This is a genomic window from Ignavibacteriota bacterium, from assembly GCA_016713565.1.
Lineage (GTDB): Bacteria > Bacteroidota > Ignavibacteria > Ignavibacteriales > Melioribacteraceae.
The window spans coordinates 22,476-35,527 of record JADJOX010000008.1 but is presented as its reverse complement, the minus strand read 5'-3'; the positions used below and the strand labels follow the sequence as shown (position 1 = coordinate 35,527).

Annotated in this window: 8 protein-coding genes; all 8 read right to left on the bottom strand. The window is 31.1% G+C overall.

The window, feature by feature from the left end:
- Window positions 1–8 precede the first annotated feature (8 nt).
- The 8 genes from IPK06_14830 to IPK06_14795 all read right to left on the bottom strand — a co-directional run bounded on the left by IPK06_14830 (window position 9) and on the right by IPK06_14795 (window position 12,952).
- Complete coding sequence (locus tag IPK06_14830) at window positions 9–1,157, bottom strand: esterase (GenBank protein MBK7981248.1); 1,149 nt, start codon at window positions 1,155–1,157, stop codon at window positions 9–11.
- Between the two features lie 115 nt (window positions 1,158–1,272).
- A complete protein-coding gene (locus IPK06_14825; GenBank protein MBK7981247.1) occupies window positions 1,273–2,397 on the bottom strand; it encodes an esterase in 1,125 nt (374 codons plus the stop codon).
- 51 nt (window positions 2,398–2,448) lie between these two features.
- Complete coding sequence (locus tag IPK06_14820) at window positions 2,449–3,885, bottom strand: DUF1593 domain-containing protein (protein ID MBK7981246.1); 1,437 nt, start codon at window positions 3,883–3,885, stop codon at window positions 2,449–2,451.
- A gap of 10 nt (window positions 3,886–3,895) precedes the next feature.
- Window positions 3,896–6,382, bottom strand: coding sequence for a glycoside hydrolase family 95 protein (locus IPK06_14815; protein MBK7981245.1), 2,487 nt, complete (start codon window positions 6,380–6,382; stop codon window positions 3,896–3,898).
- 64 nt (window positions 6,383–6,446) lie between these two features.
- Complete coding sequence (locus IPK06_14810) at window positions 6,447–8,390, bottom strand: hypothetical protein (GenBank protein MBK7981244.1); 1,944 nt, start codon at window positions 8,388–8,390, stop codon at window positions 6,447–6,449.
- Window positions 8,390–10,717, bottom strand: a complete 2,328-nt coding sequence (locus IPK06_14805; GenBank protein MBK7981243.1) for a hypothetical protein — start codon at window positions 10,715–10,717, stop codon at window positions 8,390–8,392. The genes IPK06_14810 and IPK06_14805 overlap by 1 nt, the downstream gene beginning before the upstream one ends.
- Before the next feature lie 2 nt (window positions 10,718–10,719).
- Window positions 10,720–12,492 carry a peptidyl-prolyl cis-trans isomerase gene (locus IPK06_14800; protein MBK7981242.1) on the bottom strand — a complete coding sequence of 591 codons (1,773 nt, stop codon included), beginning with the start codon at window positions 12,490–12,492 and terminating at the stop codon, window positions 10,720–10,722.
- A gap of 112 nt (window positions 12,493–12,604) precedes the next feature.
- Window positions 12,605–12,952: a T9SS type A sorting domain-containing protein gene (locus tag IPK06_14795; GenBank protein ID MBK7981241.1), complete on the bottom strand. Its 348-nt coding sequence runs from the start codon at window positions 12,950–12,952 to the stop codon at window positions 12,605–12,607.
- Window positions 12,953–13,052: the final 100 nt, after the last annotated feature.

Genomic DNA, 13,052 nt, shown 5'->3' with positions numbered 1-13,052 from the left:
AATTTTCCTTATTTCTTAAATACTAACTGAGCAAACTCATACAAACTTCTTCTCCAACTTTGCCATTCATGCGCTGTTTCTGGAGAAACATAAAAATGTGTATTTACACCTTCTTTAGTAATAGCATTAGTATTTTCAACCGGATCACCCCAGAAATTTCTATTACTGTTTTTCATCGCATCGATTTCGCGTCCGCCAAAACTGACAAAAACAAGTTTGACTTTTTCTTTAAAATTAGGTGTGTTCTTTACATCTTCAAGGCTAATGCTTCCGCCGCTAAAAAGGCCGATATGCGAAAAAATATCTAGATTTTTAAGTGTGATTAGTCGAGTTTCAAATCCGCCCATAGATAAGCCGGCCATTGCTCTGTTCGGCTGATCTTTTAACGTTCTAAAATTTGAATCAATGTAAGGAATGAGTTCGTCGACCAACACAGTTTGAAACGGCGTAATGTCAAAATCTTTTAGTCCGCCAATTTTAACTTCGTTTGTCATTCCGTATGTCATAACAATTATAAACGGTTTTGCTTTACCTTCCGCGATAAGATTATCCATAATAAAATTCGTCTTTCCCTGATTAGGCCAGCCGTATTCGTTTTCTCCCCATCCGTGCTGCAGGTATAAGACAGGATATTTATCATTTAGATTTTTTTCATAATCTGGAGGCGTATAGACAAAAGCTCTCCTATCGCAATTTGTGCTTTTTGAAGGGAAATAAATTTCTCTGATTTGTCCGTGCGGAACATTTTTAATTTCATAAATATTTTCATCATGCGCTGGAATATCGATTCCGCTGCCCCATCTCATGGCGCCGTAATAATATAAACTGCTAGGATCAGGAACAGCGGCTCCGTCAATCCATAACTGATAATAGTGAAACCCTTCATCTTGCGGTGCAGATTCGCCGGTCCATATTCCGTTTGCGTCTTTTTTGAGATCATATTTTACCGCGCTGATATCGAGCTGAACCGTATGCGCGTCGGGCGCAGAAACACTTGCTCTAACTCTTCTTTCAGAATTAACCATCGGATAATCTTTGCCGGGCTGAGTATTTGAAGACGGTTTAAAATTCTCTATAACCGAATTCTCTTCTGATTGAGCAAAATAATTTGTACCGGATGTTATGATTAAGAGTAAAACGGCAATTATTATTTTCATTTTCCTACCTCATTTAATAATGATTAAAATCTTTATTTTTATATATCGTTTTTTATACGTTAAAACCGGTTCAATTTTTTGCAAATAATTTCAGTATCACATAACTAATTATTAACTATTTAAAGAAAAGCTGCAGCGTTTCCGTCAGATAATGTCTGGCGTTCATCCAAGTATGACCGCCGTCGGTAATAAGCGACTTATATTCAATATTATATGATTTAAGAATTTCCGCAAAAGTTACAGCTTGCTTGTAAAGAAAATCTTCTCTGCCAACACCAAGCCAAAGCAGATTTGTTTCTTTATTTGTAAAGGCAGAATTTCCATAGATATTTTCAAAGTATTTATCAAAAACTTCTCGGGTTAAAAAAGCGCTGTAAGAGCAAATCCACGAAAACTTATCAAAGTTCATAAAACCCGCAAAAAGTGATTGACCTCCGCCTCGTGAAAAGCCGGCAATTGCCCGATGTTCCCTATCGCCGATAACTCTATAATTATTTTCAACATAAGGAATTATGTTAGTGCTTAGATCATCGCTGAATAACTTGTACATATCTGCAGCTTGAATTGTATTCGGGTCAGGAGTTCCGCACAGCATGTTTCCGTAAGGCATAACAACAATCATAGGAACTGCTTTGTTTTGTGCAATTAAATTATCAAGTATAAAATTTGTTCTTCCAACTTTGAACCAAGTCTCTTCAGTATCGGTAGTGCCGCTCACTAAATAAAATACAGGATATTTATTTTTATTTTCATTATAGCCCGGAGGAGTATATATTAAAAGAGGCCTAACGGTCTTTAATGTTTCCGAATAATAATAACAATACGTTACATTTCCATGAGGAACATTTTGTGAAACATACAATTCAGTTTTTCCTCCCGGAATATCTACTAAACTGCTCTTAAATCTTTCATTTGGAAATATGTTTATGTTATTTGGATCCGCGACTAAAATTCCATCAACGATAAAATTATATGGATAAATATCAGGTTCTATAGGGCCCAAGGTAATTGTCCATATTCCAGATGTATCCTTTTTTAAAATTTGACTGCCTTTAAGAAATTGAGAGCTTATTTCAACTTTTTTTGCATCGGGAGCTTTTAAATTAAATGTTACAGTTTTATCAGAATGCACAATTGGCGATTCAATTGTTTGAGTCCATGGGCGCTGCGCAAAAACAATACATGATAAAAATGTTAAAGAAATAACAATTATAAAATTCAAAGAAATTTTTTTCACTATTTCACCAAAATTATTTATTAACAAATTGAATGAAATTTTTTAATAAATGTTTTATGGAACTATTTTTACAATAACTCTCTTATAAGCTGACAAACTTGGTTCGCCTTTATCAGTAACTTTTAAAATAAAATGCACTGTTTCTTCCTTTTCAGCTTTTGGAGCAATAATATAAGCTCCATGTGAATTTTCAGTTCCTTCTATTTTTACTTGTTCTTTATAAGTTCCGGCTTCTTGATAATTAAACCATAAAAAACTAAAACTATCTCCATCTGGATCTGTTGTATTAAATGCATCCAACGTAAATCCCTCACCGGATTTTACTGTAATTTGTTCCTGATTGCTTAAAACAATAATTGGAGCATGGTTTGCGTCTGCGTATGATTTTGTACACCAATCCATTCTGGCTGCAAAATCGTTTTGAAAATCATCCCTCCACCGCCACAATGAAACTTTATAATCATTAAAAGAATTTGAATCATATTTTACAGCTCTTCCATAATCATTAAAGATATATGGCGTATATTTATCTATTGCGTTTGTCCATATTTTTCTTGTTTCAGGTTCAAACGGAACTCCAGAACCGCCTTTTTTTTGAGTAGAATAATCAGGTTTATAAAGTTCATATCTTCCGCCCCAGCCGCCATATTCAGGGTGTTCCGCATCGTTTAATCCATTTTGAATTAAAGATAAAAATGAAGGAGTATCGCCTTCCATTCCCCAAGCAACATCCGGATAAACTGCACCAAGAGGACCGTGCGACTGTTGAATATTTTTTGAAATCCATGAATTACTTATTGTAGTATTATCAATATTTTTTATGAAAGTATTAATTGCGCTCCAAGTCGCACTTCCATAATCATCTCCTGGACTAACAATATAAAATAATTCGGGAAAATTATTTCTTATCCAAATTCCGCTGTCATCTTGATCTGATATTGTATAAACTCTCAACTTAGAAATTAATTTTTCCAACTCATTTTTTGATTTTATTTCTTTTAATTTAAATAATGATTGCGCAAGTGTGTTAGCTCCACCCCAAACACTAATCCATAAAGGACGATCATCATTTTTTTCAAGTTCACTAATTATCCAATCAGAACCTTCTGAATCCTTGTTAGCGCCAACACCCAGCATTCCGTATTCAGGAAGTCCTTGTTTAACGATTGAAAATAAAACATCTGCATTCGGAAATTTTTCATCATGAATTAAAAGATTCGGCTGTACTTGATCATAAGCATTTATAATCCTTTTTATCGATTCCGGATTAACTTTTGATTTGAGCCAGCAAGAAGTTGTTGCAATTATTCCCTTTATATCAATTTCATTTGAATAAAGTAGTAATCGCACTAAAGATTGAGTATCATCCGGATCAGCTTCAATATCCGTTAGTATTATTACTCTGTGTTTTTCAACATTTTGCGAATATAAACTTTGCGATATTAATACAAACAATATTGCTATTAAATATTTCACTTTTTTCTTTTTCATAATTTTTTAATTACATTTTATAAAATTCATAACTTTTATCAGCTTCAGTCTGAATATCATATAAGTATGTTTTTTTTATCTCTATTTTATTGAGTTTAGCTTTTCCCGAAATAATTGGTTCTTTAATTTTTGGCGCTTGATAAAATGAATTTTTGTTCTCTCCTTCCGCAAGTTTTAGAGAATTTTTATCATAAGATTTTAAACTATTGTAAGAACGAATTCTACAGTTGCCGCCTAATGTTGATTTAATTATAAGTTTAGAAATTTCACCATTTTCCCATTCTAATTTTTCGATCAAAAATCCGCCGCGCGCCCTAAGTCCCATAATACTTCCTTTCTTCCAATCAACCGGTAAAGCCGGTAAAATAAAAATTGCTCCGTCATCGCTTTGCATTAACATTTCCGTAACTCCGGATGTAAAACCAAAATTTCCATCAATCTGGAATGGCGGATGAGCATCAAACATATTTGGATAAGTACCGCCTTTTTCAAATCCATCTTTCTCAACTAAATTTATTTGGTCTTTAATTAATTTATAAGCATGATTTCCATCTAAAAATTTTGCCCATAAATTTATTTTCCAATTCATCGACCAGCCCGTTGACGGATCGCCGCGATAAATTAAAGAAGTGCGTGCAGCATCAAATAATTCCGGTGTACGAAATGGTGATATTTGATTTGACGGAAAAACACCGTATAAATGAGAAACATGTCTATGTTTATCTTCAGGGTTATCCCAATCTTCAATCCACTCTTGCAATTGCGAATGTTTTCCAATCTGCATAGGCGGTAATTTGGAAATTACTATTTTCATTTCATTAATTAATTGTTCATCAGTTTTCAAGATTTCTGCAGCCTTAACAGTTTTTGAAAACAAATCAAACAATAATTGATTGTCCATTGTTGTACCATAAGTAATAGAAGATTCCGGATGAATTGAAGGAGAATTTTCAGGAGAATTTGAAGGTGAAACAACTAACCAATTATTTTTTGGTTCTTCAATTAAAAAGTCCAAATAAAATTGTACTGCACTTTTCATAATTGGATAAATATCTGCCAAATATTTTTTACTACCGTTGTATTCATATTTTTCAAACAGATGCTGACAAAACCAAGCACCGCCCATTGGCCACATTCCCCAATATGCGCCGTCAACGGGTCCATTTATTCTCCACAAATCTGTGTTGTGATGAAGAACCCAGCCATTTGCTCCATACATATCTTTTGCAGTTTTTTTACCGGTTTCAGAAACTTCTTTAATCATTTGAATTAATGGCTCATTCATTTCAGATAAATTTGCCGGTTCCGAAGGCCAATAATTCATTTCCGTATTTATGTTAACTGTATATTTACTGTCCCATGGCGGATAAAGTTGGTTATTCCAAATTCCTTGCAGATTTGCGGGCTGCCCGCCTAAACGCGATGATGATATTAACAAATATCTTCCATATTGAAAATATAGTGCAGCTAAATTAGGATCATTGCCTTTTGCAAAATTTTTAATTCTTTTATCCGTAGGATTTTTTACGGAATCTGTAATCCCCAAATCAATATTTACGCGCTTAAAATATTTTTGATAATCCGCAATGTGATCTTTTACAATTTGATCATAATTTTTACTTTTAACTTTTTCAAGATAGGAATCAGCCAATAAATTCGGGTCGCCGCTAATATCATTATAGTTTTTATAGCTTGATGCAATAGAAATATAAATTATTGCTTCATTGGAATTTTCTACAATTAAACAGCTATCAGCAGAAATAATTTTTCCGCCATCAATATTAATTTTTACATTAACTTGAAATTTTAATGCACCTTTTATTGAATCGCAATCAGTTGTTATTCCGGACATCACTAATAAATCAGTGCCAAAAGATTTTACATCAACTTTTGCAGGTCGATTCATTTTTGCTATAAAATTAATTTGCCCTTTTTTATCTGCCGATAATTTTAAAACAATTAATTGATCAGGCGCTGAAGAAAATATTTCACGTTTATAAGTAACATCATCAACATTATAAATAGTTGTTGCAACTGCATTTTCAATATTTAATTCTCTGTAATAGTTGTTATATTTTTGATGATTGGGAAAAGTTAAATTCAGATTCCCAACAGTTTGGTAAGGCATTCCATGAGAATTTTTACTAATAAATTTTTTATTTATAATTTCTTGAGCTTCTTTGGATTTTTCTTCAAACAATAATTTACGAACAATTGGTAATGCTTCTTTTGCTTCTAGGTTATCATTTCTGTGCGGTTGTCCGCCCCATACTGTACTTTCATTTAATTGAATTATTTCATTTTCCGGATTACCGTATACCATTGCTCCAAGTCTGCCGTTGCCAATCGGAAGTGCTTCTACCCATTGAGCCGCCGGCTTATTATACCAAAGTTTATTATTTGTTTCAGATTGAGCGAATATTAAATTTCCAAAAAGAAAGATATGAAGAAATTGTAATGTATAAATTCGATTTCCAATTTTTTTAATTTTCTTCATTTCAAATAATATTGTATTTACTAATAAACTTATTTTACTATCTAATTTTATAGTTAACATTTTCTTATCGATTTAATATTTCTCTTTTCAGATATATTGCCTCAGCATATTTATTATCAACAGCTAAGCATTTATTTATCATTTTTAATGCGGATTTAAAATCTCTCTTTTTATAATATGCCACAGAAAGATTATAGATAACTGAAAGATCATTTGAATTATAATTATAAGCGTCAGTCAAGTATTTAATTGATTCATCAAATTTTTCTTGGTATAATTTTATTATTCCAATTCTTTTTGGCGTATAATCAGAAAGATCTAATTTATTTTGGTTATAGAAATATGTTATTAGTGTATTTAAATCTTTCAGAACAGGATATTGATAAAGAATTGTATTTATATGTTTTAAGTAATTTTTAATATCATCTCTTCTCAAATACATTTTCGCTGCAAGTAAATGAGCGTCGGTCCATGATAAGCCTTCTATCTTGTATACGGCAATAGAATCGGATAAATCTTTAGGCTGAAGCATATTTAAGAAATCATCGTGTCGAAACTTAGTCATTGGGATACTTTTCTTAACATAAGGCCAATTGTGTTTTAAAAGTGTAATATTGTAATTGCCGATAGCTGAATCGAGTTTTGTAAATACAAAATTTGCTTTAGTTACACTATCTTGTTTAGCAAATGGAATATTGGCATTTTCTGTTTTGGGAAGAAATCCTTTCTTTTCCATGCAATTGTAAAACGCTTTTCCAATAAGCTGATATCCTTCAACATTTGGGTGAAGATGATCTACAATTAAATTGCCGCCAACTATTCCGCCCTGGCTAGCGGAATTAAATATTGAATCAATTGGAACAGTCGCAACATTATATTCCTTTCCAAGTTGATCAATAATTAAATTCATTTTTGAAGGCGCTCTAAACCGAAGTGCATCCAGATCCTTTGCTAATCTAAAAAGTGAATCCGACTTTTTAAAATTATCATTCTTAAAATTTTCCCAAGCTTCTTCGTAAATTTTATCAGCATTAAAATATCCTGGTGTTTCAGCAGAAATAAAAGGTTTTTGATCTTTTAAATTGCTTGCCAATTTACCAATAATTACCGGAATACCTTTTTCTTCACATAATTTTAAAATGTCAGAAAGGTTTTCTTTAAATTGCTGAAGTCCTTTATTATACACATCTGAATCTAAAATAATGTTTTTGTCTTTTACCATCTGCGACATCAGCGTGCCGGATGATTTTACATTTTCCGACGAAATAAAAAATGATGTTACCTGCTGAATTGAATTACGAACAAATTGAGTGATTTTAAAATTATTCAGATACAATATTAAATTTATCAGATTACGAGAAGAGCCAAATGATTGAACCGAGCCAACTCCCAAAGCTCCATAGTATTCATTATGCCCTGCATAAATTAAAATTAAATCGGGGCGTTGATCCAATACACCGGGTATAAAATCTAACAAAGTGTAAGTGTTAATTGCAGTCATACCCAAATTAATTACCTCAACGTGAGTATTCGGGTATACTAATTCCAATCTTTTTCTAACATAACGTGAAAATGAGCCCATTGGACTATAAGGATATCCTTCGGCGCTGCTTCCGCCTAAAACAAATACTCTAAATGAATTTGCCTTTTTCTGTATGTCAAAATAATCTTCACTTGTTGTGGGATTGAAATCTCCATTAGTAAAATATTTTTTACTGATGTTTGAGTTAATTACATATTTACCTTCGCCTGCATCTATCCATTGAGTATAATCATATCCATAATTTATGTTTCTCAATAATATTTCAAAAAGGATCAAAAATATAATTGGTAAAAAGATTAAAACCGCATAAAACCATTTATGCGTTTTTTTTTCAGAAGAATTAATAATTTTTTTAACTTCATAAATAGGGACATTAAATTTCTTTGCGATTTCTTGTACCGATAGCAAATCTTTATCTGCAAAGATTTGTTTTTTTGTTTTTTTTGATATACTATAATTTTGCATCATATTCTTTTAGCTTTTGAGATTAATAAAACAAAAATGATTAAGTACATACTTAATCCTGTAAAAAAGCTTAGAGTAAAACCAAAAATCATAGAAAAAATAACTGCCGATACCGAACCGAGAACTGAAAAAATTCCATTCACACCGTACATCCATGGAATATATATAATAAGATTTTTCTGCTTTAATAATTGTATTGCAGTCGGGAAAGGAATTCCAAGAAAAAATCCGAACGGCAGTAATAAAACAAAACTAACAATTGCACGTATTGTCATTCCATAAAAAAGCAATGGATTTAAAATTAAGGGATGCACAAAAAACAAAATTACTCCCGTTGCAACAATAAGTCCGGTAATCAATTCAAGGCGTTTTATAATATTATCAGGAATTATTTTTGCGCCAAAAAAACTGCCGATTCCCATTCCAACAAGCAAGGAGCCAAGAAGAATTGATAAGGCAATTGTGGGTGAACCCAAATAAAGTATAAATTTTTGAAGTAATGCTATTTCCAAAACCATGAAGCCGAAACCAATACTTATAAAAACAAAAAGCGGAAGAAAAATATTTTCATCCTTTTTATTTTTTTTCTGTTTTGATGAAATTTTCTTTAAAGGGATAAGAACTGATAAAACGGCAAAAACAAAAACCGCAAATAAAAGATATTTTAAATCGTCCGGAATGCCTTTTTTCACTTTGTAAAAATATGGACTATCATCAAGCACCGGAGAAATATCTGAACTATTTTTTGCTATTAATTCTTCGAGAGAACTACTTCCGTCTTTTATATTTTTTAATAGAATATTTTCGATTTGATTGTTTCCCGGAATATCTATAATTGGTAAAAATGAAATCTTTGGCAAATCTGCGGGAAATAAATTTGCGATTTTAATAATATTGTTAATTTCTTCCGATTTATACTGAGATTTCTTTATTACCAATGTTGGTGAATGTTCTTCTCCAAGAATTAAAAAATGATTAACACCATTTGAATAATTTATTCCGTTTTCTTTTAACGCATATAAAGTTGTAACTATAAGTCTAACAAGCTCCCACTTATTATGAACGGTAAAAATCATTTGTCCGTTTTGGGTTAAAATTTTTAAATAATCTTTTATTGCCTCAACGGTCAAAAGATAATTTTCATTTGAAGCGATTCCGTCAATAATTTGCATTTGTTCTGTTGAAGGAAGAGCTAAAACAATTACATCGAAATTTTTTTTTGATCTTTTTATAAAATGTCTGCCTTCAGCAATTTCAATTTTTACATTCGGAAAATCTGTGTATATGCCGCCGTTATAATCCTTATACTTTTTTACTATATCAACAAAATCCGGATTAATTTCTATACCGGTAATATTTTTTACATTACTGAGAAGTCCGGTTAAAATTTCTTTTCCTCCGCCGGGACCAATAACCAGCATATTTTCTTTTTCTTCTTTTTTCAGAAATAATAATGGAATTGTTGTTGATTGTCTAACCAAAATATCATTAATCAATTTGTCATGTTTTTCAATATTTCCATTAAACTCATACATTTGAGTTCCGGCAGCGCCATCTATTAAAAGATGTTTAACAAATTTTTGATTTTCAAATTCAACTAAATCAGATCTTCCGTTTATACTCCATCTGCTTTCAACAATTCCCGGAGCAATATTTGAATTATCTAAAATATGATAAAAGTCTTTTTCTGGAAAATTACCGATAGGAATTTTTCCGAGGAATTCATTTTTTCCGAAAACAATTAGCATAATAGCGATTAATGAAAGACTCAAATAATACAGCATGCGTTTTTTTCTTTCAATAAATAGAAAATCAGCCGCTGAAAAAAATAAAACCATTGCTAGAAATAAAACTACATTTGGCACATTGAATAAATTGAAGATAAAAATTGATAGAATAGAGCCCAACGCAGCACCAATTAAATCTGCGGCATAAATTTTATAACCGGAATTTGCAAATTTCTTAAAAAATTCCGAGTAAACTATTCCGGCAAAAAAAAATGGTATAAAAAGCAGAGTAAAATAAATAAGAGGATTTGTAATTAAGAAAAGAATAACAGCACAAACAAATAATACTAACGAAAAGCCGGTAAGAGTAATATATAAACTAAATATTTTCCGATTTTCATTTTTTGTATCATCGGAATTAAATTTATAAAAGGAGAAAATACCGCCGCAGCCTAAGCCTAGAATGGATAATGATAAAATTATAAATGCATAATTTTGAACGAATATTACGGAAGAAATTCTTGTAGATATAATTTCAAAACAAATAACAACTGCGGAGATTATAAGGATATTTAAATTTATAATTTTAGAATTGTTCATCTCTAATCAGCTTTAATTGCCTGAGATAATTCTTTTTCGAATATTTTGACATTATATTTTTTCATCAAATCCGCACTTACTTTATCGGATATTTTCTGACGATAGTAATTTTTAAATTCTTCTTCTATTCTTTTTCCTTTTACTTCGTCAAATGTGAGTTGTTTTTCCGGCATAATGTGAATTGCTTTTATAACGGCATATTGTTTGCCTTTTTCAATATCATCAAATTCTATTGGTCCGTCAACTTCATTTAACTCCAATTTGAAAGCGGCGTCGGCAAGATACGGCGGTTCAATACTTTTATAAGATTTCAGCGAACCATCCCGTTCACGAATAAATGTTTTAACAAACCAAGTATCAGAAATTTTTTCGAATGGAATACCGTTATTTATATCTTTAATTTCCTTTTCAGCTTTTTCTTTATCGGAATATATTCTGGTGTAAATATTTATTTTTTTTAACTGATAGAAAATTGAATCTTTTTGCTCATCATAAAATTTCTTTAAAGCCTCCGGTGCTGCTTCGGGAATACTTCCTTCTATAATTGCGAGATTGTACAAATATGTCAGTTTACTTTTAACAAGTAAATTATCCGTATAAGGATTAATAATATTTTTATCCAAACCCATTTTTAGAGATGCCGTTAAAACATTATCATCATAAATGGCTTCAGAAATAAAATCTTTTACGCTTTTCGAATTTAATTGGATATTTGGATTTAGCATTACAACTTCATCCAGCAGTCTAAGGAATTCTTTTAAATCAATTTTCCCTTTATTGTATGTAAGAATTTCGAAATTGTTACCGCTTGAAATTGCGTTTTGCATTGTATCTTTATAAGCGCCACCGAAAAATTTATCTGTATTGGACCACTTAACTATTTGATCTAATCCGCTTTCATTCCATAAAATAGTGCTGTAATTTATAAGATTTTTCCTATATTCATTGAACTCATCATTATATGTCTGAAAATATCCCTTTCTTAAATTTGAAATAATATCTTCTTTCAATTCTTCAAACGGCTGCAATTTTATTTTTTTTGTGGCGATTGCTTTTACTATATGAAAACCATCTAAATTATACAGCGCTTGAGTTGAGCCAGTCTGCATCTGAAATGCAACAAAAGCTAACGGATCGTTCATACTTTGCGACCAAGTAAAAGTCTTTTGTGTTCTTGTAATTATTTTTTGCAGCGAATATTTTTTAATAAGTTCATCTATTTTTAAATTGCCGCTAATATTCTTTTCTATTTCCAATGCTATCGCTTTCAGTGAATCAAGTTTCTGTTGAGACGTATTTTCAGGAACTGGCAATAAAATATCGTCGCAGACAACTTCTTTATCCATTTCTTTATAAGCCTTAGCAGCCGAACTGTCACTTACATACTTTGAAACAAACTCTTTATTAAAATAAGTATTTATTATTTCACCATTTATTGAACGCATTTCTTTGCTCATTAAATCTTTGTTTTGATCTAATTTTCTGTCAAAGAAATCAAACCTTTTTAATTGATTGGTAACTAAATCATTTAAGGCGGTTCTATAAATTTTATCTTTTTCTCTAAATTTATGAATGTAATTCCAATCTTTAATATATTGCTTCAAATCACTTAACGTAACATTATAATCATTTCCAATTTTAGCAATTATTGTTTCTTCTTTAGCGTAATTAGAATCAGTATTATTATTAAAACAACCGATAATTATAAAAAATGATATCAACAGATAAAGATATTTTCCGGCTTTAATCAGTTGTTTGGTTTTACAGATTGGCATAATATAAATCTCATTTTGTAAAAAATTTTGAAACCATTAACATTTAACATAAAACCTTGGCAAAGTTTAATTACCGGGGTAATTTTGAATTGAAACGATAAAAATAAATAAATTATTTGATTAACAACATTTTCTTTGTTTGCAATAAGTTGTTAGCTTCCAATCTATAGAAATAAACTCCAGTTGTTAAATTTGAAGCATTGAAATTTATTTTATAGTTAGCAGCAGGTTTAAATTCATTTATTAAAGTAGCAACTTCTTGACCAACGGCATCAAAAATTTTCAATGTAACATTTCCGGATTTTGGAATTGAAAAGTTAATTTCTGTTGTTGGGTTAAATGGATTTGGATAATTTTGTTCTAAGCTGAATTTAGCCGGTAATCCTTCAACTTTTTCAACGCCAACAATTCCATTAAGAGTATTATGTATTAAAGTATATTCTGCATCTCTTTGATTCATCCATTCTGAATATTTTGCCGGGAACCATGCTAAATCACCAACCGGGAAACCACCAAGTCCTGCAGTCAATAAATCTGCATCGTCATATGAAAGATCAATT